This is a genomic window from Enterobacter sp. 18A13 (assembly GCF_007035975.1).
In the GTDB taxonomy this organism is placed as follows: Bacteria; Pseudomonadota; Gammaproteobacteria; order Enterobacterales; family Enterobacteriaceae; genus Enterobacter; species Enterobacter vonholyi.
The window spans coordinates 563084-588677 of record NZ_AP019634.1; the positions used below are offsets into that span (position 1 = coordinate 563084).

Genomic DNA, 25594 nt, shown 5'->3' on the forward strand with positions numbered 1-25594 from the left:
CGCTGGCGGGCTGGTCCCTCATCCGGCTCGCCGCTGCCTCTTTCTCTGGAGTTCACAATGAGTACAGGGCTGATATCCCTTGCGGCAGGCGTGTTGATTGGCCTGATGTATGCCGTGCTGAAGGTGCGCTCCCCCGCGCCGCCCGCGCTGGCGTTGATTGGCCTGCTGGGGATGCTGGCGGGTGAACAGGCGACGCGTCATCTGTTATCCCGGGACGGCGCGCCTCCTCCTCAGGTGACCGTGCCGGAGGCTAAATCGCAGACGGGAGCGTCCTCATGAAGGCATGGATAATTTCGCTGGTGTGCGGCGTGGTTGCTGGGGTAATTTACGCCCTGCTCGACGTTCATTCCCCGGCACCGCCGGTTGTCGCCCTGCTTGGCCTGTTCGGCATGCTGGTGGGCGAACAGCTCATCCCGGTGGGACGACGTTTACTGAGTCGCGAACCGCTCACCCTCGCCTGGTTTCGTCACGAATGCGTACCGAAAATCAGCGGCTCGGCGCCCCCTGCGCCCGCGAAGGACGATCGCGACGTATAATGATTTTTTAGAGGAAAGACAGCATGACGCTGCCGTGGCGCATTGCCATCATTGATGACGAACGTTCCGTCCGCAGCGGGCTGAGTAATCTCCTGGAGTCGGAAGGGTATTCGACCGATACGTTTGATTCGGCAGAGGTATTTCTGAGCCATCCGCTTGCCCTGTCCGGCGCGGCGCTGGTGATCACCGACATCAAGCTGCGGGGCATGAGCGGCCTGGAGCTGTTTGAAAAGCTGCGCCTGCTGGCCGTACCGCCTCCGCCCGTGCTCTTTATCTCCGGTCATGCTGATGAAAATATGCAGCGGTACGCTCTCGGTCTGGGCGCCGCTGCTTTTTTGCGTAAGCCCATTAACATCGATATTCTGCTGGGTCATATTCAGCGGGAGCTGGCCCGCCGACAATAAGGATCGCGGATGAACGAAAACGAGCAGCCTGCATTCTGGCCCGCCCAGGGGAATCTTCACCAGGGGCGGGTTTTTGTCCTTAAAGAGGATGTGATTTTTACCGTGCTGGCGCAGGAGGGCGGAATCGCCTGGATGCACGCGCGACATCCTCATTCCGGCGGCTCATTTATTATCGCCACCGCGGTCAGCGACGAAGAGGAAGAGCGGGCCACCCGGCTGCTGAAAAACGAGTTTGCGCTGCGTGACGCGCTGCAGGATAGCTGGGCCATTCGCGCCGTCGCATCCACCCAGTACCGGGGGCGCTTCGCGCTGGTGTACGCGCCGTTTTCGTTTGAGCTGCTGGCGCGGCGCGCGGGCAGGGCGATCTCGGGTATCACGCGCTTTATCGAGATGGCGATTCAGATCTGCGTTCCCCTGCGCCAGATGCATCTGCAAAACCTGATCCACGGCGATATCAAGCCCGGCACGATTTTTGTTCATCACGATGCCACCTGCCGTCTGGGCAGCTTTGGCCTCTCCTGTAGCCTCTCCGGAGCCTTCACCCAGACCCGGCTTGCCGTGTCCGGCGGCACTCCCGCCTATATGTCTCCAGAGCATACCACCCGCACCCAGCGCCCCGTCGACAGCCGCAGCGATCTCTACAGCCTCGGCATGGTGCTGTATGAACTCCTGACCGGACGCCTGCCGTTTGAGCTGGGAGAGGACGAGCAGACCAACTGGGCGCACTACCATATTGCCTCGGCGCCGCTGGCCCCGGATGCGATCCGCCCGGACGTGCCGGGAATGCTGTCAACAATCATCCTGAAGCTGCTGGAAAAGAACCCTGATAACCGCTACCAGACGGTCGACGGGCTGATTGCCGACCTCCGACGCTGTCAGGCGACGTTAACCTGCGAGGGCGAGATCGTCGCCTTTACCCCCGGTCAGCAGGATCGCACTCCGGCGATCCATCTGGCGGACTCCCTGTTCGCGACGCATCCGCAGGCGAATGATGTCGTTGCCGCGTTTGAGCGGGTGGGGCAGAGCCTGGTACCGGAGCTGGTGACGATCGGCGGGCCGTCCGGGATCGGCAAATCCTCCATTATCGCGACGGCGCTTAAAACGCTGCAGCAGCGTACGGTGCTGCTGGCGGTGGGCAAAGTCGATCAGTTTTCACCGTCGTTGCCTTACGGCGTATTAAGCTCTGCGTTCCGCGCCCTGACGCTGCACCTGCTGGGGCTGCCCGCAAACGACGTGGCGAAGTGGAAAATCCGCCTGTCTCGCGCCCTGGAGGGACACGAGGCGCTGGCCGTCAGCCTGGTGCCCGAGCTGGGACTGCTGCTTGAGAGCAAGCCGCGCTTCTCGACGGATACGTTTTCCATTGATGCCCGGGCGCGCTTCAGCCATATGGTGCTGGCACTGGTGAAGACCTTTGCCTCGCAGGGCTGCCCGCTGGTGCTGGTGCTCGACGATCTCCAGTGGAGCGACGCTGCCAGCCTGCACACGCTCAAATATCTGCTGATGAACTGCGGCGCTATCCCGCTGCTGGTGGTCGCGGCCCACCGGGATATCGGCTCTGTGACCGTCGCCTCCCTGCAGGCGCTGCTGGCAAGCCTGCAGGAAGCGGCGCAAAACGCGAGCGAGATTGCCCCGCAGGCGCTTTCCGTGAAAGCGGTGGCGCGCTGGCTGGCGACGGTATTTCGCACCCGTAGCGCGGCGACGGCCGATCTCGCCACGCTGATCCACGAGAAGACCGGGGGTAACCCGCTCTTTGTGCACGAGTTTTTCCGCCGTATCGTTGATGACGGGCTGGTGGTACACAACAAATATCAGGACAAGTGGCATTACGATCTGCAGGCGATCCGCGCCCGGCATTACACCGAAAACGTGGTCACCCTGGTGCTGGAGCAGCTCGAAGAACTGCCCGACGAGACGCGTCGCCTGCTGGGCAGCATCGCCTGCCTTGGCGGCACGGGCGAGATGGAGATGGTCTGCCGCGTTGTCGGCATGTCGATGGCGGAAATGCGCTATGCGCTGCACCCGGCGGTGATGGCCCAGCTCATCGTGCTGACGGAAAAAGCGTATTCCTTCACCCACGACCGGGTACAGGAGGCCGCCTTCGCGCTGCTGGATCGGCATGAGAAAAGCCATATTCACCTGACGACTGCCAGCCTGCTGGCCGACGCCGCGCGCCAGGCGGCCGGGAACGAGCTGCTGTTCCGCGCCGTTCACCACGTCACGGCCGCGCTGGACAGCATTCAGCCCGCGCCGCAGCGCCAGATGTTCCGCGAGCTGAGCCTGCTGGCCGCGCGGCGCGCGAAGCGCTCGGGAGATTACCCGTCGGCACTCAGCTATATCCAGACCGCCAGAGCGCTGGGCAACGCCGGGACGGTGTCGGACTTTATGCTCGATATCGAAGAGGCGGGCTGCGAGTTTGCGCTGGGGCACCTGGAGCGGACCCGCGAGCTGTGTGACGCGATCCTCGGCTGCCCCGGCGGGCTGACCGAAAAGGCGCTGGCGGCCAACCTGCTGGTGGAGGTGTACATTCGCCAGTCGGACAGCCGTCTGGCGCTGGAGGCGGCGCTCTGCTGGCTGGGGGTCTTTGGTATTCAGATCGGCCGCTATCCGGAAGATGCCGACTGCGACGAGGCCTGGGCGCTCTTTTGCAACCGCACGGCAGACGCGCCGCAAAACCTGTTTGCCCAGCTGTCGCGGATGGATAACCCTGAAACCGAAGCGGTGATGAACCTGCTCTACAGCGCCAGCATTTGCGCCAGCTTCATCTGCCCGCGCCTGCACTTTTTACTGCTCTGCCGCATGATGCACCTGACCCTCGACCACGGCATTACCGGCGCGTCCACCACGGCGATGGCCTGGTTTGGCGTGCTGATTGGCCACCGCTACGCCGAGTACCGCCTTGGGTTCCAGTACGGCACGCTGGCCCGCGAGCTGGTGAATCGCCACGGCTACGATGCGTTCGAAGCCAAAACCCTGCTGCCGCTCGACCAGCTCAGCGTCTGGACCCAGCCTTTGTCGTTCACCATCGAGTGCGCGAAAGCCTGTTTTACCTTAGCGGTGACCCACGGGGATATGACGATGGCCTGCTTTGCGGCCTGCCACCAGGTGATTAACTTCCTCTCGCGGGGCGATCACCTGGACGGGGTGCTGACCAGCATCGATCGCGGCCTGGCGTTTGTGCGTAAAACCCACTTCCAGGACGTGGAAACCATTTTGATGGTTCAGCGCGGGTACGTTGAGTTCCTGCGCACGCCGGTCATCGGCACCTGGACCGCGTCGCAGGTGCTGCCGGAGGCGCTGCTTCCCGCGTCGCCGGAGCAGGCCCCGGAGCAGACCTCCACCATGCTGTTCTGGTACTGGCTCTATCGCGGCATGGCGCACTTTACCTGCGGGGAGTATGCCGACGCGCAGGCGGATCTGGAGATGGCGGGGTGGTACGCGTGGTCTGCGCCGGGGCACATCCATCTGCTGGATTACCATCTTTACAGCGCGCTGGCGCTTTCCCGTCAGCTGACGCCGGAGACCTTCTCGGCGAACCACCGTCGCAGCATTCACGCCCACTATGACAAAATCGCCCTCTGGGCGCGCGTTAATCCCGGCACGTTCGCGGATAAAGAGGCGCTGATCTACGCCGAAATCGTGCGTCTGGACGGGATGAACAGCATTGCGCTTGAGCAGTATGAGAAGGCGGTCCGGCTCTCCCGCGAGGGCGGGTTTAACCCGATCAACGCCCTGGCCCACGAGCTGGCGGGGCGCTTTGCGCTGGCCTGCGGCTATCCGACTGCCTCGGACGCCCACTTCCGCGGCTCTATTGCCGCCTGGGGTCGCGCGGGCGCGCAGGCCAAGGTGCGCCAGCTGGAGCAGGATTTCCCGCACCTGCTGGCCTCCGGGCAGGCCAGCGCCTACGACACGGTGGCGTTCGCCCAGAACGAGACCATCCGCGATCTCCAGAGCGTGATCAAAGCATCCCGCGCGCTGTCGGAAGAGATTAATCTTGAGCGCCTGATCGAAAACCTGATGACCATCCTGCTCGAACGCGCCGGGGCGCAGCGTGGCCTGCTGCTGCGCGTGAGCGATAACCTTATCCCTGAGATCGAGGCCAGCGCCTGGACCAGCACCGAGGGCGTGCGGGTGCGGATCCTGAAAGACGTGCCGACGGCGACCGACCTGCCGCTGTCGGTGCTGGCGGCGGTGATCCGCACCGGGCAGGAGATCCGCACCGGCAGGCCGGAGGAGTTCCATCCCTTCAGCCAGGACCCTTATCTTGTGACCTCGGGGGCGGCGGTTATGTGCGTTCCGATGTTCAAACAGGCGCGGCTGGTGGGCGTGCTCTATCTCGAAAACCGCCTGATGCCGGAGGTCTTCACCGCCGAGCACTCGCGCGTGGTGAGCCTGCTGGGCGCGCAGGCAGCGGTATCCCTGGAGACGGCGCGGCTGTACGCCGAGCTGCTGGCGGAGAACATCCAGCGCCGCCGGGTGGAGAAAGAGCTGCGATCCAGCAAGACCTCGCTGATGCTGGGCGAGCAGATCAGCCACACCGGCAGCTGGCGCTGGGAACTGGAGCAGGATCTGATGTATGTCTCGGAAGAGTACGCCCGCATTCTCGGCATGCCCGAGCAGCAAAAGATGATCTCCATGGCGGAGTTTTTGACCTTCGTCCATGAGGACGATTACGCCCGCATCAGCGCCATCGTCACCCAAAGCGTGCGCGAAGGTCTCTCCATGCGCGCGGAGTTTCGCGTCAAGCGTCCCGATGGCTCGACGCGCTACATCCTCGGAATTGGCGATCCGGTGGGCGTGGGCAGCGAGGTGAACGAGTACTACGGCATTATCACCGATATCACCAGCCAGCGCGCCGCGGAGGATGCCATGCGGGTGGCGCAGGCGGATCTGGCGCGGGTGTCCCGGGCCACCACCGTCGGACAGCTGACCTCCTCCATCGCCCATGAGATCAACCAGCCGCTGATGTCGATCGTCTCGAACGCCGGAGCGAGCCTGCGCTGGCTCAGCCGCGAGCCCGCCCGGCTGGATAAAGTGCGGGAAGGGCTGGAGGAGATCGCCGCGGAAGGCGCGCGGGCGGGGGAGATCATTCGCAGCATTCAGTCCCTGACGCGCAAGCAGGATCCCACCTTCTCGCGCATCGATCTGCACTATCTGATCCACCATATCATCGCGCTTTCGCGCAGCGAGCTGGAGCAGCGACACATAAGCGTTGATTATCTGTTGAAAGCCAGCGACAGCTTTATCACCGGCGATAGCGTGCAGATCCAGCAGGTGCTGTTGAATCTGGTGATGAACGCGGTAGAGGCGATGGCCGAGGTGAAGGATCGCGCCTGCACCATTACCCTCAGCACCGCCAACGCGGACGGGAAAGCGATCGTCGAGATTGCCGATACCGGCAGCGGCATTGAGCCCGAGCGGCTGGAGCAGATTTTTGACTCGTTCTATTCCACCAAGCCACAGGGAATGGGGATGGGGCTGACCATCAGCGCCAGCATCATTGAGCGCCACTGCGGGAAGCTGAGCGCGCGCCGCCGGGAGCCGTACGGCACTGTGTTTGCGTTTGCGCTGCCGCTGGCGGCGCAGGAAGGGTAAACGTTACTCCGCAGGCTGGCTTTTGGTCAGGCGCTCAACGGCCCTGACCAGCTCTGCCACAGAGCGCACCTGCATTTTCTCCATCACGCGGCGGCGGTGCACCTTCACCGTGATCTCGCTAACGCCCAGCTCGGCGGCAATTTGCTTGTTCAGCATGCCGCTTATCGCCAGCGTCAGCACCTCGTGTTCGCGCGGGGTGAGGGACATATGGCGCTGCTTCAGGGCGTAGTGCTCTTTATTGCGCACGGCGTTGTGTTCCGCCAGCTGAAGCGCGGATTCAATGGCGTCGATAAGCGCGTTAGATTCGACGGGCTTGGTGAGGAATTCGTACGCGCCGCCTTTAATGGCGCGCACCGACATCGGGATGGTGCCGTGGCCGGTGAGAAAAATAATCGGGATCTCGCGCCCGCTATCCTTAAGGGCGTCAGCCACCTCAAAACCCGAGATGGTAGGCATTTGCATATCAAGCACCACGCACGACGGGAGCTCTTCAAAGCGGTACTGAAGAAACGCTTCTGCCGATGAAAAGCCGACGGCGTTTAGGTCTGCCGATTCCAGCAGCCCAATCACGGACTGCCTGACTGCGTCATCGTCATCTACAATATACACAATGTGTTCCATTCACCGCCCCGGTGCTGATTGACATGTCGAGGATGCAAACAGTCACTACGGCGACGTAAGAGACTGTTTATGCTGACTTTCATCTTAACACATTAACTATCATTATCATTTAACAATATGATAACCGTATGAAGTATAGCGAGCCGGGGCGGGAGTGGTGAAGGAACGAAACGCGTGCAACATGGGCAGTATGCCCCAGCGCCCTCGTTATTTGTCGGTGAGGACTTTGATCGGTAAAACAGGCTACACTCTGGTTTTGAGCGCTAAATGCTGAGGACATAACAATGCACTACACACTGAAAGAGAGCGACAAGGATAAAGCGGAAGGGTCAAACGGCGCGGGCGCTCTGCAGCAAAAACTGCTGGAGTCTCGTTCGATTGTGATCTCCGGTGAGATCAATCAGGAGCTGGCGCAGAAAGTGATCACCCAGATGATCCTGCTGCAAAGCGTCAGCAACGATCCGATCAAGCTGTACATCAACAGCCAGGGCGGCCACGTGGAAGCGGGCGACACCATTCACGACTTCATCAAATTCATTCGCCCGGAAGTGCACGTCATCGGCACCGGCTGGGTGGCGAGCGCCGGGATAACCATCTTCCTGGCAGCGAAAAAAGAGCACCGCTACTCGCTGCCGAATACCCGCTTTATGATCCACCAGCCGCTGGGCGGCGTGCGCGGCCAGGCGACGGATATTGAGATCGAAGCGCGCGAGATCATCCGCATGCTGGATCGCGTGAACAAGCTGATCGCTGACGCCACCGGCCAGCCGCTGGAAAAAGTGAAAAAAGACACCGACCGCAACTTCTGGATGTCTCCGGCAGAAGCGCTGGACTACGGCATCGTGGGCAAGCTGATCACCCATTATGACGAGCTGAAGCTGGATTAAGGTTTTATCGCCGTGTACGTGTCGGGTGGCGGCTTCGCCTTACCCGACCTACGCCGAACCTATCGTACCTCGAACACCACCACCATCCAGTTCGTTCGCGTGCCTGGCGGAAACGCCGGGTAAGGATCGAGCCGTGTGCATGCCCCCGCCCAGATGTATGTATCCTCACCAATGCGATACCAGTGCGCGTTGCCTTCCACCGCATCCCCCATCACCGCAGCCTGCACCGTCAGTTGGCTTCCCGCAGAGAGTTCACACGCCACGGGCGAGAATACCGAGGGGCTCTGTTTACGCGTGTAGACCGCTGTTGTGGTCTTAACAAAGCCAGTGACCGGCAGTTCAGTGAAATCGCTCATTTTAGACCTCATGACAGTTCTCTCTTAACGTAACGATATAAGCCGCTGTAAATATGGCGATCACGATAAAGCGTGAAACTGTCAGAATGTGTCATGCGGAAGTCTGAAAGGCACCCGTTGAGCGGGTGCCTGGAGGATTACTTAATTCTGGGCTGCGATGCTGATAAGTTCGTAGATTTTTTTTGCCCCGGCATTTGATTGAGTCAGTTCAATATTATGTTTCTGGCCATTCTTCATATGCAGGACAATTTTTTTATTAAAGGATCCTTTTATGACTACGCTACTGACGTCTCTGAAGCGGGCGTAGAAAGTTTCATACAATTTTCCCAACACGCAATAAACACCGTCATCAGTTAATACCACACCACGATCCCCTTGGCCGAAAACCGTTTCGTCGTAGTAGAACAGGATCGCATCTTCCGTGAGAGGAGGCAGCGATTGACGATGACTGGCCGCCTGGACGAAATTGCTTATTTTTTTCGCGTTGAGATTGTCGTAGCGGTAAAAATTGTGGTCTTTGTTCGTCGCATACTGTGTTAATTCACTCCCGGCTGGTTTGTGCTCCAGCGCTGGCAAGGTTTGCTGTGGCTGTTGTGGTGTTGTTATCGTTGCCTCCGATACGGAACCAACCATAGAGGCACCAACAGCTCCCATCCCCGGAAGTGTCTGTGAGGTCACGCTATGTTGAATGGTGGTAACAGTTCGGGTGTAAGCGTTGACATGGCTCCCGCCTCGCATATGCGCTGATACGTTTTGCGGGGTTTTGACCACGGTCTGCACCGGGGTCAGCACGGTTCTGAATGCCGCGCGTAGGGATGCCACAATCGAGACGATCAGAAGTGCGATAAGTGGGACCGAAAGCCACATAATTGAAAAATAGAAAATACTTTGCTTAGTGTTGGTTGCCAGCTGCGTTAACCTGGAACAATAAAGCCCTGCAGTTATCACGTACACGACACCACAAGCGATAGTGGCAGCCATGTTGCTCTCCCCGTCCATTGCCATTTCCTGGATAACGGGAAAGAGCAAACATCCATAGAGAACAGCGCTAAAGAGCGCATCGGGAAGTAATGTTTTTATCGTCTCAAAGGCTTTTGCAATATTGTAGAAGATCCACAGAAGTAACAATATCCAGCCAATGACAGGAATAGCTGCGGCGATAGCCATAAGTATCATGCTGACGATCATACTGCCAAGAATATTGCCTAAATGCCCTTCCGAAATAAGATACCAGATAAAATACAGGAAGGAACCGGCGAGAACGGCCGGGAAGGCGACCACAACGCTTGCAGGTATAAAGAAAACGAACCCGCCAAAGATAAGTAATAACAAAAAGCAAAGGCCAGGCCCATTATTGTCAGGTGTTGAGTTTGCTTCAGCGTCTATAGACATATTAGTGATCTGCCTGCGGGTTAATGATAGGGAATGGAATAAATGGCCTTGGTGTAAGCAAACTGAGAGGTAAAGGCTGTTTGGTCTTTCCGTTAACTAACGCCAGTGACGTCAGGCGCAGCGTGAGATTGCTTTCGCAATAATGCTCGCCTTCGGCGAAAGCCGTCTGGTATCGCGTGGCATCAGAATCGCCGAATGGCTCTACCTGCAAAGTATCATGAGCTACAAGGTTATTTTTTGCATCAACGAGGTCAAAGCCTATCTCTAACGAACCGACGCTTTCCATGCCACTGTCCAGCGTGAAAGTGGCGCTGCACATCCCTTGATTTGCCCAGACGGTGTTTGAGTGCCAGATCTCAATCGCATGAGATGGAGCAGCGAATAAAAGACATGCGAATACTGTGCTACAGTGTAAGTAACGGCTCATCATATTTTACCATCCTGAAAATGATGTATTAATCAACATAACCGTATGTTGCATCATCACCGGTGTCCGCTTCTTTTACGAGGCCTTGACCGCGATATTCATTAGGTAAAACCCCCCCATTAGTGCACTCTTTTTTCATGATGAGCTTTTGGTCTTTATATACTTTCAGGCCGGTATAATCCCATCCTTTTCCCGTACCGCTATAAACAACATAGCTGTAGTTGCCATTGATGAAACGATAATAATAAGCGCCTCCACCCGAGAACGTCATTTCACCCAGGCGAACCTGCGTTTTGTCTCCCTCATTTTGGGGGAGAGTCATTTCTACTTTTTCAAGTGAGCCGTAATAATAAGTAGGAACATCGTGATCCAGACGGACGATAACGTATTTTCCGTTCGTGAGTTCGCAGTTGAAAATAAGCTCAGGCTCAGGCGGTGCAGCATGAACGCTTGGAATTGTCGCCAGAAGTGTCAATAATCCAGCAGAGAGTAATTGAGATTTCAACGTTATTTTTCCTTAGCAGGTAAAGCAGCCGGTAACCCGGCTGCTATTTTATTATTGTGAAGCCAGTGTTTCTTGTAATTCATTCAGCTGTCCCTGCAGCTTCTGCAGTTCCATCTGTTTTTGCAATTCGGAAGCGCTTGGTTTGTTTTGCGCCTCCTTCATACTTTTTTCAAGGTCTGCAACTTGCTTTTGAGCATCAGCCCGGCCAGCTGTTTTTTTCTTCAACTGGGCGAGCAGATTGTTCATCGACTTTTGCAGTTCTTGCTGCGATTTTTGTTTACTGACTACGTTGGCATTGCTCAGTGCTTTCTCTTTTTCAATCGCATCGTTCACCGCTTTGAACTCTTTATTCAGTTCCTGATCGTATTGCAGCGTTTTTTGTTTATCTTCAACGCGCTTATCCCAGGTGCCGGAGTAGTTGCAGTTAAATTTGGTAATAATGCTGACATCACCGGTTGTCGGGTCACAATCTCGCGCGTTAGTGGCACAGCCGGCTAATATGAGGGCGCTGAGTGCAAGAAAAATATAACGCATTGCTATTCCCCTCAACCGACTTTCAGCGCGGTGCGCTGGGTATAGAGGCTATCGAGCTCGCCCTGCAGAGAGCCAATTTTGTCGCGCATCAACGCAATCTCGCTATCCAGATTTTGGGTATCACTGCCGGATTTGCTCATGTCTGCAGAAACGTCCTGCCACTGCTTCTCATGTTTTTTCATGTCGGTGATGGTGCCACGAAGGTAAGCAATGTTGGCATCCACTCCTTTAATTTGCTTCTGTACGGCGTCTTTTTTCACCGTGTTTGCAGCCATATCTTTTTCTATTTGAGCGAGGGTCTTTTTATCAGAGTCGATAACCGATTTTGCAACGCTGGTTGCGTTCTGAATGCGTTTGTTTTCGGCTTCAACATCCTTAATCGTTGCGTTTAACTGCAGCTCTTTGGAGGCGTATTTTTTGCGCTGATTATCCAGATAGGCGTTAGCCCCCATACCCACACCGCAACCGGCGATAGCGGCGGCGGCCATACATACTGCTTTGTTGCTGGAGTTACTGACAGCGCAGGCCAGTGCGCCGATTACCGCGCCCCCAGCACAGGCCTGCCAGCCTGATTTATTGAAAAACTCAACATCCTGATTATTGGCAAGGCGCGGGTCGACGCCGCCACTACTTCCCGTACTGCCATTCTGGCACCCCGCCAGAAATACCATCATTCCTGCTATCACCGCTGTGCGAATAACCTTTAACATTCCATTCTCCTGAACTATTTAATTATTTTTTTTACATGAATTAAGCCACGCCTCGCGCGCAACTTTTCCATCTTTCCAGTACCCTTGAAGGTTCTTCCAGTAGGTATCGAGATAACCGTTAAGGTTGGTTTTTCCGCGTGCAGCCATCTGTTGCAACACGACAGCGACCTGCGGTTCGATGAGGGGTTTGTCATAGGTTGTGCCCATGTCTACCAGAGTGTCAGCATAATAACTGCTAATAAAATCAAGGGCTTTTTGATGTTGACCAAGCTGTTCCTGACGGCGGGAGCAATTAGCATCAAGCTGGCTGCCAGCGGCACAGGTTTTGGTAAAGAGCTGGTTGAGACGATCGTAAAACTCGCCGTCATCTTTCATTTTTGTGCACAAAAAGGCGCCCAACTGTAACGATGTGCGTATTGCCTGATCCCGTTGTTCATCCCGAAGCTGGCTATTTGCGCGCAGCTCACCGCGCAGTTGCTCAAGTTGTTTCTTCAGTGCGTCATCCTGGACTTTTGCCGAGATAGCATTCAGGTTTTTTAGCGAATCATCAGCTTTGCCTGCAGGTGTCTCCTTTTTACCCGTGCCTAATGATTGCCACTCTTTTTCAATCTCTTTCACCCGCTCGCGTGATGTCAGGGTTGTGGAAACTAAAACCAGACGAACACCGGTGCTTTTGGTTGTATTCTCGCCCGCATTGGCATAGTACGGCTCCTCTCCACGCAGTGAACTGCGGATATCCGCCTGAGGAGTCATATAACTGCCCCCCCGAACGACATAGCCCCCAGCCTTACCATGCAGGCGATCGAGCTTGTTCAGGCGGAACGGGTCAAACATCATCTCTGCTGCGTTGCCCAGTATGTCGTGCAATCCGAGCGGGTTAGGTTTCAGCAGGCCGGTAAGCTGAAGTTTTCCATTTGCAGACTGTGCCCCCGCAAACCAGACATAACCATTTAATCCTTCAGGCATGGGGAAGTGGCGATCGCGGAACTCTGCGGGGGAAACCGCGAGCCCGCCGCGTGCGGCAAACTCCCACTCGGTTTCTGTCGGAAGCCGTAAAAATCCCGCCTGACCATCATCTTCAGGCAGTGCAGAAATTTTTTCTTTTCGTAACCACAGGTTGTATTGATTTGCGAATACCATGGCATCCATCCAGCCAATACTCACCTTCGGTAAACGTCCTTTCATATCCGTCGTCGGGCATTCCCCAGAAAGCGCGCGATACTGCAGGTCGCTCAGTTCATATTTGGCCATCAGGTAATAACGGCCCTTACCACCCTTCTCCGGGAAACTGCCTGCAATGTGTTCCTGGCGAGATTGTTCAACGTATCCCCAGTCGTCGCCTTCTTGCCCCAGCGTGATGTTGTAATCTTCCAGCGGTTTATTCAGCGGGATAGCGACTTTGCGAAATGCCATGGCACCGTCGCACGGCATAGGCAATATCACGTCATCGGCCAGAGGTTTTGGGTTCCAGAACTTTTCATCCCAGGTGGCATTAGCCGCGCAGGCGTACCCGAGTCCAATGATAGCCAGGCTCATCGCCAGTTTAGATTTCACGTAAACTCTCCGCAGGTTCGATTTTCAGTGCGCGCAGTGCTCCGATAGCGGCCACGCCTAACGCCACGGCAAGGACACAGAGCAATGCTGCTATAAAATGAAGGGGGTCAAGGTGACAGACGAATGCCTGGTCCGGTAAAGAACTGCCCAACACATGGTTGAACAATGCACTGCCCAGCAGGTAGATGATCACACCCAGTCCGTATGAGACGCCGGTCAAACACAGCGCCTGAATAATAATAAAAAGCGTCACAGAGCGACGGCGAAAACCCAGAAGGCGCAGCACGGCCATATCTTTGCGCTTACGATCAATGTTGGCGATGAAGGCACCGACTAACGAGGCGATGCACCCTGATGCAGAGATCCAGGCAATCACGCCAAAGATAATACCCAGCACTCGGTCGATGGCACGCACAGACTCAATTTGAGCTGACTGAGTGATAGCCTCAATGTTTTGCGTCTCCAGCCACCGCGCGAGGAGTGAAACGTCATCTATCGAACTGGCATAGATACGTGCCCTTGAATAGCGGGTTCTCTCTCTGAACGGCTTGCCATCGCTGACCCCCAGCAAGGGAACCTGAAAGCCATCGCGGTAGTCTTCCAGAGCAACAAGCAAAGGCAATGTAATAAAGGCACCTTGACGTGAAAATTTTGCGTCATCCAGCACGCCGGTAACGGTTAAAGCGAACGTGGCGCGTTGGTTTTTCCCTTCGCTTTTTCGGCTCACCATCAGGCGCAGGATATCTCCTGTCTGCACGCCAAGGCGGCGTGCCGCACTGGCGCTGAGTACGGTATCGCTGTCTTTGACCGGTGCTCTGACATCCTGCAAAAGAGGATCGCCTTTGGCCGTCGGGATCACTTCAGCACCCGGGACAAAGTGTTGCCCGTCTCGGACCAGATCGGCCTGAGTGTTCAGCGAACGAGTCAACGGAATCGAAAATCCGACTTCTGAACGGCGGGCGAGCTTATCAAGCCAGGCAAAATCATAATTACCATTACCCGTCATACGTACTTCCCGGGTGCGAGGGTCGTCGAGAAGCTGATGGCGAAGCTGGCTGACAATGCCATTCTTCAAGCCGAACAGCAGCAATAACGGTGCGATAACGGCAATCAAAGAGAAGATGATGCACAGCGCGACCTTGCGATCGTGAATGAGATCGCGCAGAGCCATACGGCACAGCAGGGTGCCTGACGCTGGCATATCAGCTGGGTAAGAAGACACTTTTTCCCTCTCCGGTCACGGCCTGATATCGGTCAATCCCAAAATGCGTCACGCGCTGCCAGTCGTGGCTCACAATGATGGCTGCCATATCCAGTGAGCGCACCAAACCGATCATAAGGTCAAACAGCCGGTCTGCATTATCAGGATCCAGCGCCGCAGTCGGTTCATCGGCAAGGAGTAAGCGTGGCTGGTGGGCAATCGCACGGATGAAGGCAACGCGCTGGCGCTCGCCGATAGAAAGCCGGGAAGGCATTCTTGTCAGCAGCGGCCGCACGCCCAGGGTGTCGATGGCCTTATCGAGCCAGGCTGACTGTAGGCCAAGTCCTGCCAGCCTGCGAACCAGAGTGATGTTTTCTATCACGGGTAACCAGGGCAACAAGCCGCCGTGCTGTAGCATAAACCCAAGCTCGCGTGCGCGAAGCGCGGCCAGGGCAGGCTCGTTTTCAGCCATGAGCGGTATTGAAATATCGCGACCGGCGAGCCGGTACTCGGCAAGATGCGCTGGGCGGAGGATCGCCCCTATCATCTCCAGAAGCGTGCTTTTACCGCACCCGCTAGGCCCGGTTAGAGCGACCACCTCTCCCTTTTTCAACGAGAGGTGCGGGAGGGCGACGCTATAGCCATGCGTCCCGCCCCGGCTGATCTCCATATCGCGGATCCTCAACATCAGGGCAGGTTCTCCAGAGGTACCGGATAAACGTTATCGCGTGGGTCGCTATCGGGCGCTAATGCCACCCAACGGTCTACATCCTGGTTGTAGCGTTGATAGTAATTAAGCTTGGTGTTCAGCCTGCGGATAAAACGCTCCTGCTCAAGGCCATCCCAGCTTTTCCAGGTTTCTTCATCCAGGCTCAATACTTCACTGAGGTAAGGTAAGCTCTCGATATATTCACCGAGCAGTCCCATCTCTCCGAGGCGGGTCGCATTTTTCCCTTTCGCCTGGTTTGGATCGTTGCCCATGGTTGCCGCCAGAGAACGCAGGCTGGCAAACATGTCATCCGGAGAAATCATCCCCTCATTGGCGGCATTGACGATCTTCTTCATGACATCGCTCAGATCGCTGAGCTCGCTTTTCGTGAGCAGTACGCGCACCTCGGTCGCCGGGATGTTTTGGTCAATCAGATCGCGGTCGCTTATCCATGACTTGAATACCGGTGGTGCCGTGGTGCCTTGCTTTTCACCCAGATAGGCAAGACGCATTGCCTTACTTAACTTGTCGGCATCACTGAGCAGGGGATCTTCTTTCTTACCGGCATATTTAGGGCTTGCCCCCAGCGCACTCCCCGCCGTTTCTTCGCCGCTCCAGGCTGTTTTAATCTGGCCGGTAATGGCATTCGCCAGCTTATCGACCATACTACCGAAGCTATTTACATCACCTGAATCAATAGGATAGTAGAGCGGTTTGTGCAGGAATGGATTTAACGTCAGCTCCTGATACTGGGCTTCAGCAGAACTGTGATTTTTCTTACCATCAGAGGTTTTCAGATGTAACGCATACAGCGCAACGCCACGATAGGCGGCTTCCTGACGCACCTGGGCGGCATCCAGATGGGTTGACGAGAGCTTATCTGTGCCATCAAGCGCGCCTGCGTCAGTAATCAGTACAACGTAGCGGGCGCCAAACTGCGTCCAGTCCACTTTGTCCAGCGCTGTCATGACCCCGCCGTAAGCATCTTCATCAACCTTGCTGCTGGAAACGGTAGCCTGCTTCAGGTCATGTACTTTAGCGAGGAAGTCTTTACCATCTTTAACGGTATTGGGGTCGACATACATCTTGCTGTCGTATTCAAGACCCGGAACCGCTTTCACGCTGGAGCGAAAAGCTACCAGGCCAAACTTGACCTGATCCTGTAAGTGTTCCTTCTCGATCCTCTTGTAGATCTTATCGATCGCCTCTTTGGTGCGATCGATATACGGCCCCATCGAGATGGTGGAGTCGATCACAAAGACAACCGAGGCGGAGAACCCTTTCATCATGTTCTTTTCATCAGCAGCGGACGCGGCCTTTTTTGCGGGCGACTTTTCGCTGACGGAGGCAACGTTGAGTACACGTACCTGGAAGCCGGTATCGGTAAACACATCATCTGAGCCAAGAACAGGTAAGAGATAAAAGTTTTTTAACTGATCCACCATGTAATCAGGCTCGCGTGCCAGAACCTGCGGGACCGGTTTATGGCTGCTCAAACTGTTGAGCATTGGTTGCAATGTTGCCGCAGGGTTTTTGCTGTTCAGAAGAGACTCAACGTCGGATTTCTCTTTAAAGAACAGCATCGGGTGACGGCCAGCAGGATTGGTAAACGCCAGCGTCAGCTGCATTTTCCAGTCAACGGTGCAGGAGGATTTCATCCAGCCAGCGGTATGACCAAAGCTGTCCGGCCCAACCTGCAGCCACGTGTCCTGACCCTGCGTTGTCCTTTGGTAAACATAGAATCGACTAAAGGCCGGCTGCTCTTTACCTGCTTCACCTGCTTTGGCGGACAGCTGGCAGCCTGGGTAAGTCAGTACCCGCTGGAATAACGCATGTTTACCTTCCTGCAAAAGCGGCTGTTTACCCGCGGCACAGGCGGGGGATGCCAGCGTTGCGGCACACACCAGGCTACTGAACCAATGCATGTATTTCATTATTTATCCTATTTCTTCAGCTCAGCTAAACGGGCTTTGGCCTCGTTATTCTGCGGATCCTGATTTACAACCGACTCATACCAATACGCCGCTGTCTCTGCGTCAGGATTGAAGCATCCCCCAGGTTTTGCGGTTTTAGGGTCATATTCTTGTGCATAACGAACGGCCATCTGCGTATCGCCGGACTGGGCTTTATAGGCGTAAAGGCGCTGAGCGATATCGCAATGTTTTGCCGCTTTCGCTTTTGCGATGACTTCCAGCAGTTGTGCACTACTTGGCTGGCTACGCAGGCACCCTTTAACGAACGCCATTTCATTGCCGCTCGCCATTTGTTCATCACCACACGGCCCGGTAGTTTTCGCGACGGGTGTGGGGGGTGCCGCTGGAATTGCAGGCTCTGGCTTACGGGTAAACCACCACCCAGCAGCGGCCAGCAGGAGCAATAGAATGGCTAATCCTGCAAATAACGGCAGCTTGCTTTTCGGCTTCTGCGGCAGTTGAGATACAGGCTTTTCTGCGACAGGTTCTAAAACGACAGGTTCCGGTTCTTGAACGGACATCGGCTGCACGATGGGGGTATCATTCAGCGTCTGTATATTTTCCGGGAGTGGGTTTTCACCACCGGCCTGGGAGCTAAGTAGCCCTTCAGCGATGGTCAGAATCCCCATATCCTTATTACTTCCATCTTTGATGGTGATGCGATAGGCCGCCTGGCGGTTAGCGAGTAGTGGATCGATCAGAGAAGGGCCGACCTGAACGCAGGGCGTCTCCTCATTTTGTATCAGTGGAGGGAGGGCGAGGAAAATCTCGCCGCTGACCCAATCACCGTGGCTGTCCAGATACAGGCGATCCTGATTACGTACTACCGAGATTGTGACGCCCTCGGCATCGCCTTTCCAGCCTTTCAACAAGAGTAATGCGAATCCTGGTTGTATAGGGGTCAGCGTCTTAAGTTCAGGTTTGATCACGTCCAGTTACTCCTTTGCCGATTTAATCTGGCGGAGAATGACGCCCAGATTTTCGTTCTGCGCGACGCTAATCTCGCGTCCGGCAGAATGACCTGCGTTTTCGGTAATGAGTGCTTCCAGGCCAACCAGCCAGTCGATGATAAAGAAGGCACTGTAGTTCAGCTGTTGCGGCGTCAGGCGTGCCAGGCGTTCATCACCTTTCCAGACCACACTGTCGCACGTTGGTGGACGGGTAAAGATCGGCTGTTCGGGCTGGTTGAGACGGGCCGGGCGTTTCGATTCCGGCATATTTTGATAGCCCAGCCAGGTGATGAAATCGCTCATCACGTGAAGCACGCGTGAAACCTGACGCTCGACCATACGTTCACGACGAACGCCAGCCTGCTCGGTATTTTTCATTGCATTGACCAGCGCGTCCTCGACACGTGAACGCAATAACCCCGTGATCAATTCGTCTACCAGCGCTTCGGCAATCGGGCGCGGAAGACTGATGTAGTTGAGCATGGCGGCGGTTTCAGGCAGGCCGCGCAGATGGTTAATCCAGAGCTGAACGCTCTGGTGCGCGAAAGCGACCTCATGGCTGTGCGTCGTCACCGCAGTTGCGCTGCTTTCGAAAGCATCTTCCACACCGATATCAAAGAATCCTGCATCTTCTTCTGCTTCAGGCGCAGACAGGGTCGTTTGCTGCATGTAAAGTGCATGGAGATCGCGGCGTGCCGGAACCAACCGCGCCAGCAGTTCGCCGTGCATGCCGCTGCGTTTTTTCAGGGTGGCAAGGATCTCTTGCGCAATTCGGGATTTTCTGGACAGCTCTTCTTCGCCGTCCGGTTGGTACCAGTTCCCCAGTCCCCCTTCGACCAGTTCGTGGCGGATCTCGTCGAGCTGTTCTGCGATCCGCTCCAGTTTCAGTTCAGGGCGGGCGACGCGGGCCAGATAATCGGCCATTCGGCGCATACCACCGTCGTTGAGGGTGAGCATCGCATCCCAGGCTTCAGCAGGGTTCGCGATGTAGCGAGCGACAGCTTCATCTTCAAGGAAGGTTTTCCGCATCAGTGCAAGCTGCCCGCCATTGTCGTCGTTGAAAGCCGCTTCACTACCTGCGTTCATGCGGATAAAGGGCGTTTGCTGGCGCGGTTTGCGCACCAGGAACGTGTTATTGAACGCCTGACCCTGGCTCCATTCCTGCATCCATTTGTACTGGCCAAAACGCTCGGTCATCGCCATTTTGATCATCCCGCCAAGCCCCCAGGACTGGCGAAGAAGTGCTTCGTCATGGGAAAGGTTTTGGCTAATGCGCAGATCAAACATGGTTAATGCCCAGACAAGGCCTGGTAAGCGACGACCACGCGCGTCGGCATCGGCGCCCTGGGTGTAACGGATCCACTCGTCCAGCACGCCGCCCACTTCTTTGACATCAGACTGTTTTGTTGAGGCCGTACACACCACCAGGACATTCATCTCCTGGTTTTCGGTATAACGTTCAAAAAGATAGGCCACTTTTCCGCGCAAAATTAACTGCGCTAGCGGGTTGCTCTCTGCATTTTTAACCTCGCGGGTGACATCACCCATGGACTCCACCGCCAGACGGCCGCGATAACCCGGGAAATCAAGCAAGTCGACGGCTTCGAAGATTGTTTCGCGAGGCGGAGCCATTAACGGGATATGCAATTCAACGGTAAGCGCGGTGAGCTCTGCCAGCGATAGCGAAATAGACGCACCCGTTTGCCCATTTACCACAGGACAGACTTCAATAGTCTGATCTGACGGGGTATTCAGCCGCTCCAGCATATCGACGTTCATGATGCTATCCCGTTGGAGAAGCATGCCGTTTTCGTTACGAACCAGCGTGCTCAGTGGGGCACGCAGCTCCTGCACTCCACCGAGACGCTGTAGCGTGTTGGCAAAACGGATATAGGCATTGGTTAGTTCTGGTACTTCGCCCCATAAAACGGAGAAAAGCTGGCCGCGATCTTCAACAGAAAGCCATGGTGCGAGGCTTACTGCCTGTGGCCAGTAGGTCAGGGCAAAACGGCTTTGCGTTTTCTCAGAATGGCGGATGAGGTAATCCCAAAAAGAAACTACGTCATCTTCGGTCACGCCAGGGCTGCGGGAGGTCAGGCGTCGTTTCGACAGGGACGTTAACAGATCGCTGATACGTTTTTCATCGAACTGCCAGTCAAATTTTTCCTGGTTGAAGTCATGGATGAATGCGTTGGCGAGGATCTTCCCCATTTCCACTTCGTTGAAGAGCTGTAACGTGACAGGCCAGCGTTCGTCCGTGCTCTGATCACTGCGGCTAAACCGGGTAACAAGACCCGTCGCCTCTTTGCCGCCGCCAGGCGGGTTGATGTGGGTCAGAAAATCGAGCTGATTGCCGCCGAGGCGTGTTTCCAGCTTTCCGTTTTCACCCGCAGCCAGCGCGGAAATGAGATACGATTTGCCTGCCTGCGACAAGCCAAAGAAGCCGATTGTCATCGGTTTCGCTGCGGCCTGCGCCAGCCTGCGTGCTTTGTTACGGCTGCGGCGCAAGTTCATGGTCAGGCGATCGGCTTCAGTGTTCAGGCGCGGTGCGTCCTGACGAACGCTTGCGATCCAGTCAATAGCCCGGCCTGCACCTTGTTCGACGCCATTCCAGCCCTGGATAATGGTGTTGGGATGAATAGTGCTCATTAGCTTTTAATACTCCCGCTATCCAGCCAGTAATGGGTTTCACTCAGCCCGTTACCGACCATTGTGTTCAACTGGAATGCAACATCTCTACGGCCATAACCGCGCTGTGCGTTTTCCATTTCCATCGAGCCAATCTGGAAGCGCTCCGGACTGACCGGTTCTTCGCTACTACGTCCACGTCCGTGTTCTGCGGTTAAACCGATGCTTATTACAGCATCACCCGACAGCTCGCTTGCCAGGTTCGCACTGGTAATTTTTAGGGTATAAAGTGCGGTCGATGGCCAGCGTTCGTTATCAAGCTGGCGGAAACCGATACGCACTTCCCCCCGTGCTTCAAAGCCTTTCCCTTCGGGTAACTGGAAATTAGCGGAGTCCAAATCAACATCGCGATAGGCGACATTGCTGTCTTTAATCACATTGTTTCCATCAAGCATCCCGACATAGCGGATGGTTGAATAAGGCTTAAAGTTCGCAGTGCGGAAGAAGAAGTTGTTGAGTCTGGATTTCTCCGCTAACAGGCAGAGCATCGCCCCCACAACGGCTGTCGATTTCGGATCGTCAATGCATCCTTTCTTGTTAAACGGATACCAGCCACCGGTTTCATAACCGTGGAGTGGCAGTACGCGAGAAGGGGGAACAGGTTGAAGCTGGCGAATGAGCGCTTGAATTCCCGGCAGGCGAGATGGACGACCGGTTAAAAGTAATACATCGCAGTTGTAGTGCCAAAGCACTTCGCACAACGCGCGCAGGCTGTGGCAAATGTTCATTCGCCCGCTGCGAGGGTCGATAAATTCATTGTGCAGACGCGCAAGATCCAATTCCAGCGGTACATCCAGAATGGAGAACGGTACTTCGCTCGCAAGCTGTCCGGAACGGGCAACGTCGTTTACATAATCCTGTACTTTCTCGGTTGGAAGATTATCGGCAAGTAGCTCACGGAAGGTGTAATTCAGTATCTCCCGCCCATTTTCCGGGGAGTACTCTTCATAGCGATGCAAAATAGATAACGCCAGAGGCGCGAAGATCTGCAATGTAAGCTGCTGACGTAATACCTGTTTTCCGGCTTCGATAGATTCACTACCGAAGAGTTGTGACATCATTGATTCGGCTGCAAGATCGCTGTGGCCGACTTTGGTCATGGCCGCTTTTACTGCTGGCTGGAGGAAAAGCCGTATAACATCCAGCAGTATGTCGTCGCCTGCTACCTTAAACCCTTCACGGAAAAGCTGTTTCGGGGTAATTCGGACGTTAATGCCCTGGCCTTCATCCAGCGTGTAGCGAGAAATGACGAGGTCGGTCGTTCCTCCGCCAATGTCAATCGACGCGATTTTTAATGAGCGTGTATCGCTGGTGTCTTTTTGAGTATCGGGACGGCGAGTAGCTGCAAAAAATTCGTCCGTGCGACCGCCAAAGTAGTTCTGCGTTTCGTTATAGAGATATACCAACTGCCCACAGGTGGCTTCGTCCCACTTCACGTGTACGCCTGGATGGGCGTACTTCAAGCACTGCGGGTCATCGCCTTCATAATCCATCTCTTCCCAGCCGAGCGCTTTCCAGACCATGCGGATAGCGTCATGCATGCTCTCCTCAAAGATAGCGCGCTCAGGCTTTGGCATCGCCGGAGGGACAGTCATAATGACATTTCGTAAACGACGCGGTGTGCTGGCGTGGTTCATCTTCAGCCGCTGTGAAGGGCTGTTGATTTGCATGAGAGCCTGGCTTAATACCTCTGACAACATCATCGTCATCAGCGAGCTACGACTGTATACCGGCGTGAAGACGGGCATACGGTCTTCTTCATTTTTCAGGCGAATGAGCAATTTCCCCTGATCGTTGACCATATACAGCAGCGGTGCTGCAGTGGCTAACGGCTCTCTGTCACTTTTCACGAAGGCCTGGCTAAAGCGCCATCCCGGTGAATAGGGTTGATCGTCCCAGAGGTAGCGTTTAGGGCTGGAGATCCCTGTTGAGCCCTCGGTACCCAGGCGTTGAGCCGCCATTCTGAAGGCTTCTCCGCCGACGCGTCCAATGGTTGGCCATGTGAAGGCATCGCTGCGCCCGCTTTTTAGCGAGAAATCCTGCTTGCCGAATTCGGCCTGGGCAAACTCGAGACGGCTGTCAAAAGGCTCGTTATAAACAAATTGCGGTTGGCTCAAATCGCGGAGCTGAAGCTGATAAAGTTGAGAAAGCCCTTTATTGTCGTCACGATGTTCTTCGATCAGGATGCCGCAGCTACGTGAGTTACCAATGTCCAGCACGAGGTCTACAGGAATCGCTGAGTCCCGGATTTTTACGTCATTGACCTGTACTTCAGGAACGACAATCGTCGTCGCCAGTACATGCAGCAGGTTAAGATAATGCGCCTGATGTTCCTTCTGCAGCAGTTTTTCATCAATGTCATCAATATGTTGGCGTAATACTTCGCGAGCCTGAGTACTGAAAATTTCCCGTAGCCATTCATCCACCCATGGCAGTGAGAGAAACTCCCTCATCTCGTGAGGATGGCGTGCCAGAGCAAATCCCGCACCTGAACGGATATCATCCTCGCCCGGTGCGAGATACTGCGTATTCTCGCGATCCGGGAAAATTTTGGTATCAAAAATCAGAGTAGCGCGCCAGGTATTACCCTTTTCATCCGGCTCAGGCAGCTCATGGAACTGGACGCGTGACCAGTTATAGGGCCCATGAGCAAAGGCTCGTGGCGGGTTGAAGCGGAAAAATGGCAGCGGTAACCAGAGGCCGCGATAGAGGCGTAGCGACTCTTCGGTCGTCAATGTGTAGTCGGAGTCTGCGTAGCGAGGAGGTTCGCTGTCAGGCAGAGGGAGCTGCAGCTTATCTTCCCTCTCATTATAGATAAGCCGCATAATAGCCTCGTCACCCTGTTGACGAAGAAATTCCCCATATTCTTTACGCGTTGGCAGGGTAAAGGCGAAATCAAGGAACTGGATCCCGCTGTCGCGAATAAGTTTGACCTGTTTTTTAAAATCAGTGAGTTCAGCGAGCATTTACTGACTTGCCTCCTGCTTCATCGAAATAGGGAAAAGTGTTTTGGCGTCGTAACGGCCTTTGCAATTCGCAATGTTTTGCGCGCCGGGAGCACACAGAATTTCTGGCATTTGGTAGCGTGAGCCATCGGAGCACTGTGCTTCTCCCTGATTGTTAATGGCGAGATGACCTGACTGAATGGCCGCATTGACCGCGCCACGACAGGTCACACCGTCGCCACGGATCATCTGTACTTCGCCCTTACCGTCATTGATTTGGTAACTCAGACTAAGGGGCTTTCCTGTGCGTTGATCCTGAATACCAGCCCCTGCGTGCCAGTTCCCGTCCAGAAAACGGGTATTTCCTTGTGCCAGTGAAGATGCAGGCAGGGTCAACGGGACTTTAGCACCAGCTGAGGTATTGGCTGATGGCGCTTCGAGAGCAGGTGCTGTTCCGCCGGGATGAGGGCTATTCGTGGCTGACGCAGGATCCACAGCAGATGCCGTTGCTGCTGCGCTTTGTGACGGCGTTTGTAATGCTGATTGCTCTTGTGACGTTGTGAGTGAAGTGCCCGTGGCGCTTAAAATCTCACTGCCCGTTGTCGAATGCAGGTTCGCCTTAGACGTTGTTGTGCTGATGATGGCCCTTGACGACGGCGCAAGAGATTCGGCTGTTGGAAGGTGGGGCGCGGGCAAAGCGGGTACAGAAGATGAAATACCAGGGATCGTTATGCCTGGCATGCAACCCCGTAAGAACAGTAGCGCTAAAAGGAGTAACAGAAGTAGCGGCAGTAGCCAACGCAACCATGCGGGTAAGAGCAACCACCAGCGTCTTTTGGCGGGCCTTTGATGCGTAAAGGTGCGTTCTGGTATCACCGGTTCAATACTTGCTGATTGCGGAGGCAAGGCTGTAGATATTGGACGCAAACAGTCTAGCGGCTCGATGCGGGCCTGGTTAGTGGCGTTCACAAATCCCCAAAAACTGATGACCGGCTTTCCACCTACCAGCCACACGTGCTGCTGATCGGGGAATTGCATCGCTTTTTCAAGTAATTTCCCAAAGAGCCGGCGTTCCGGCTGCTGGCTTTGGGCAAATTCATTACTTATCTGGCGAAACGCTGCATGGGTGGTTTCGAGTTGCGCGAGCGCGGCCTGGCGCTCAGCTTCCGTTGCGGCCGTCCATGGAATAACGTCACCGGCCAGCGGGGCATACCAGTCGATTCGATCGCCATGCTCGCTGATTTGCGGGATGGCTAAAGTGTCAGCAACCGCCGTTTGTTTTCTAAGTCGTAGGGTTTCACGCAGCTGTAATGCGGAAATATATACTGCCTGTCCATTCTCACCCATCGACTGATATTTATCGAGCTTGTCACTGCATAGAAAAATTTCTTTCACGCTGCATGCCTTTGCTGTTAAACGAACAAGTGAAAGCTGGTTCCACTGTGGAAAAGGACGCCGCAAATACGCCTTGTAATCTGCGTCATTTGTTTATAGCAACAAAATATTGAGTATTATCGGCAAGTGGCCGAAAACGTTTAGACCTAAACTAAACTTATTATTGGGACGTGCGCATATCCGATTACCGCAAAAAAAGTTTCGCTGTGAAACTA

General features: G+C 55.2%; 20 protein-coding genes. 5 read left to right on the forward strand and 15 right to left on the reverse strand.

From position 1 onward, the window contains the following. Positions 1-57: 57 nt before the first annotated feature. Genes FOY93_RS02715 through FOY93_RS02730 form a run of 4 tightly spaced genes read left to right on the forward strand, consistent with a single transcriptional unit; the run spans position 58 to position 6532 of the window. The gene (locus FOY93_RS02715) at positions 58-279 is read left to right on the forward strand and encodes a DUF1427 family protein (RefSeq protein ID WP_133293696.1); all 222 of its coding nucleotides are present in this window, start codon (positions 58-60) and stop codon (positions 277-279) included. Continuing rightward, positions 276-536 (forward strand): XapX domain-containing protein, encoded by a 261-nt coding sequence (locus FOY93_RS02720; protein WP_111964146.1) that lies wholly within the window; start codon positions 276-278, stop codon positions 534-536. Before FOY93_RS02715 ends, FOY93_RS02720 begins: the two co-directional genes overlap by 4 nt. A 23-nt stretch (positions 537-559) precedes the next feature. Continuing rightward, positions 560-940: a response regulator transcription factor gene (locus FOY93_RS02725; RefSeq protein WP_133293698.1), complete on the forward strand. Its 381-nt coding sequence runs from the start codon at positions 560-562 to the stop codon at positions 938-940. A 9-nt stretch (positions 941-949) separates the two neighbouring features. Then, complete coding sequence (locus FOY93_RS02730) at positions 950-6532, forward strand: trifunctional serine/threonine-protein kinase/ATP-binding protein/sensor histidine kinase (RefSeq protein ID WP_143344610.1); 5583 nt, start codon at positions 950-952, stop codon at positions 6530-6532. 3 nt (positions 6533-6535) lie between these two features. Here FOY93_RS02730 and FOY93_RS02735 read toward each other — a convergent pair whose 3' ends face one another. Then, positions 6536-7153: a response regulator transcription factor gene (locus FOY93_RS02735; RefSeq protein WP_143344611.1), complete on the reverse strand. Its 618-nt coding sequence runs from the start codon at positions 7151-7153 to the stop codon at positions 6536-6538. 284 nt (positions 7154-7437) lie between these two features. On the opposite strand from FOY93_RS02735, the gene FOY93_RS02740 reads away from it, so the two are divergent. Continuing rightward, positions 7438-8040, forward strand: coding sequence for an ATP-dependent Clp protease proteolytic subunit (locus FOY93_RS02740; protein WP_008501342.1), 603 nt, complete (start codon positions 7438-7440; stop codon positions 8038-8040). Between the two features lie 59 nt (positions 8041-8099). On the opposite strand, the gene FOY93_RS02745 is transcribed toward FOY93_RS02740, so the two are convergent. From FOY93_RS02745 to FOY93_RS02810, 14 genes are all read right to left on the reverse strand, one after another. Next, positions 8100-8408, reverse strand: a complete 309-nt coding sequence (locus tag FOY93_RS02745) for an SH3 domain-containing protein (RefSeq protein WP_232057366.1) — start codon at positions 8406-8408, stop codon at positions 8100-8102. A 129-nt stretch (positions 8409-8537) separates the two neighbouring features. Continuing rightward, complete coding sequence (locus FOY93_RS02750) at positions 8538-9788, reverse strand: hypothetical protein (protein ID WP_136195672.1); 1251 nt, start codon at positions 9786-9788, stop codon at positions 8538-8540. Between the two features lies 1 nt (position 9789). Further along, positions 9790-10218 (reverse strand): IrmA family protein, encoded by a 429-nt coding sequence (locus FOY93_RS02755; protein ID WP_127729460.1) that lies wholly within the window; start codon positions 10216-10218, stop codon positions 9790-9792. Positions 10219-10243: 25 nt separating this feature from the next. After that, positions 10244-10720: a hypothetical protein gene (locus tag FOY93_RS02760; RefSeq protein ID WP_197737687.1), complete on the reverse strand. Its 477-nt coding sequence runs from the start codon at positions 10718-10720 to the stop codon at positions 10244-10246. 51 nt (positions 10721-10771) lie between these two features. After that, positions 10772-11254 (reverse strand): hypothetical protein, encoded by a 483-nt coding sequence (locus FOY93_RS02765; RefSeq protein ID WP_133293702.1) that lies wholly within the window; start codon positions 11252-11254, stop codon positions 10772-10774. Positions 11255-11265: 11 nt separating this feature from the next. Then, positions 11266-11964, reverse strand: coding sequence for a hypothetical protein (locus FOY93_RS02770; protein ID WP_133293703.1), 699 nt, complete (start codon positions 11962-11964; stop codon positions 11266-11268). An 18-nt stretch (positions 11965-11982) separates the two neighbouring features. Beyond that, positions 11983-13518 (reverse strand): SUMF1/EgtB/PvdO family nonheme iron enzyme, encoded by a 1536-nt coding sequence (locus tag FOY93_RS02775; RefSeq protein ID WP_143344612.1) that lies wholly within the window; start codon positions 13516-13518, stop codon positions 11983-11985. Further along, positions 13508-14689, reverse strand: coding sequence for an ABC transporter permease (locus tag FOY93_RS02780; protein WP_232057367.1), 1182 nt, complete (start codon positions 14687-14689; stop codon positions 13508-13510). Before FOY93_RS02780 ends, FOY93_RS02775 begins: the two co-directional genes overlap by 11 nt. A 31-nt stretch (positions 14690-14720) precedes the next feature. Next, a complete protein-coding gene (locus FOY93_RS02785; RefSeq protein ID WP_136195670.1) occupies positions 14721-15407 on the reverse strand; it encodes an ABC transporter ATP-binding protein in 687 nt (228 codons plus the stop codon). After that, positions 15407-17362 (reverse strand): vWA domain-containing protein, encoded by a 1956-nt coding sequence (locus FOY93_RS02790; RefSeq protein ID WP_136195669.1) that lies wholly within the window; start codon positions 17360-17362, stop codon positions 15407-15409. Before FOY93_RS02790 ends, FOY93_RS02785 begins: the two co-directional genes overlap by 1 nt. 8 nt (positions 17363-17370) lie before the next feature. Then, complete coding sequence (locus FOY93_RS02795) at positions 17371-18330, reverse strand: hypothetical protein (RefSeq protein WP_143344613.1); 960 nt, start codon at positions 18328-18330, stop codon at positions 17371-17373. A 6-nt stretch (positions 18331-18336) separates the two neighbouring features. Beyond that, positions 18337-21000, reverse strand: a complete 2664-nt coding sequence (locus tag FOY93_RS02800) for a putative virulence factor (protein ID WP_133293706.1) — start codon at positions 20998-21000, stop codon at positions 18337-18339. After that, on the reverse strand, positions 21000-24005 hold the full coding sequence (locus FOY93_RS02805; protein ID WP_133293707.1) for a virulence factor SrfB: 3006 nt from the start codon (positions 24003-24005) through the stop codon (positions 21000-21002). The genes FOY93_RS02800 and FOY93_RS02805 overlap by 1 nt, the downstream gene beginning before the upstream one ends. Beyond that, the gene (locus FOY93_RS02810) at positions 24006-25379 is read right to left on the reverse strand and encodes an SrfA family protein (RefSeq protein WP_133293708.1); all 1374 of its coding nucleotides are present in this window, start codon (positions 25377-25379) and stop codon (positions 24006-24008) included. Positions 25380-25594: the final 215 nt, after the last annotated feature.

Coding starts and splice junctions, on each gene's coding strand:
- FOY93_RS02780 (WP_232057367.1), bottom strand. CDS start 14,689: ATGGCTCTGCGCGATCTCATTCACGATCGCAAGGTCGCGCTGTGCATC.
- FOY93_RS02755 (WP_127729460.1), bottom strand. CDS start 10,218: ATGATGAGCCGTTACTTACACTGTAGCACAGTATTCGCATGTCTTTTA.
- FOY93_RS02745 (WP_232057366.1), bottom strand. CDS start 8,408: ATGAGGTCTAAAATGAGCGATTTCACTGAACTGCCGGTCACTGGCTTT.
- FOY93_RS02730 (WP_143344610.1), top strand. CDS start 950: ATGAACGAAAACGAGCAGCCTGCATTCTGGCCCGCCCAGGGGAATCTT.
- FOY93_RS02735 (WP_143344611.1), bottom strand. CDS start 7,153: ATGGAACACATTGTGTATATTGTAGATGACGATGACGCAGTCAGGCAG.
- FOY93_RS02715 (WP_133293696.1), top strand. CDS start 58: ATGAGTACAGGGCTGATATCCCTTGCGGCAGGCGTGTTGATTGGCCTG.
- FOY93_RS02790 (WP_136195669.1), bottom strand. CDS start 17,362: ATGAAATACATGCATTGGTTCAGTAGCCTGGTGTGTGCCGCAACGCTG.
- FOY93_RS02720 (WP_111964146.1), top strand. CDS start 276: ATGAAGGCATGGATAATTTCGCTGGTGTGCGGCGTGGTTGCTGGGGTA.
- FOY93_RS02725 (WP_133293698.1), top strand. CDS start 560: ATGACGCTGCCGTGGCGCATTGCCATCATTGATGACGAACGTTCCGTC.
- FOY93_RS02750 (WP_136195672.1), bottom strand. CDS start 9,788: ATGTCTATAGACGCTGAAGCAAACTCAACACCTGACAATAATGGGCCT.
- FOY93_RS02805 (WP_133293707.1), bottom strand. CDS start 24,005: ATGCTCGCTGAACTCACTGATTTTAAAAAACAGGTCAAACTTATTCGC.
- FOY93_RS02770 (WP_133293703.1), bottom strand. CDS start 11,964: ATGTTAAAGGTTATTCGCACAGCGGTGATAGCAGGAATGATGGTATTT.
- FOY93_RS02740 (WP_008501342.1), top strand. CDS start 7,438: ATGCACTACACACTGAAAGAGAGCGACAAGGATAAAGCGGAAGGGTCA.
- FOY93_RS02765 (WP_133293702.1), bottom strand. CDS start 11,254: ATGCGTTATATTTTTCTTGCACTCAGCGCCCTCATATTAGCCGGCTGT.
- FOY93_RS02785 (WP_136195670.1), bottom strand. CDS start 15,407: ATGTTGAGGATCCGCGATATGGAGATCAGCCGGGGCGGGACGCATGGC.
- FOY93_RS02800 (WP_133293706.1), bottom strand. CDS start 21,000: ATGAGCACTATTCATCCCAACACCATTATCCAGGGCTGGAATGGCGTC.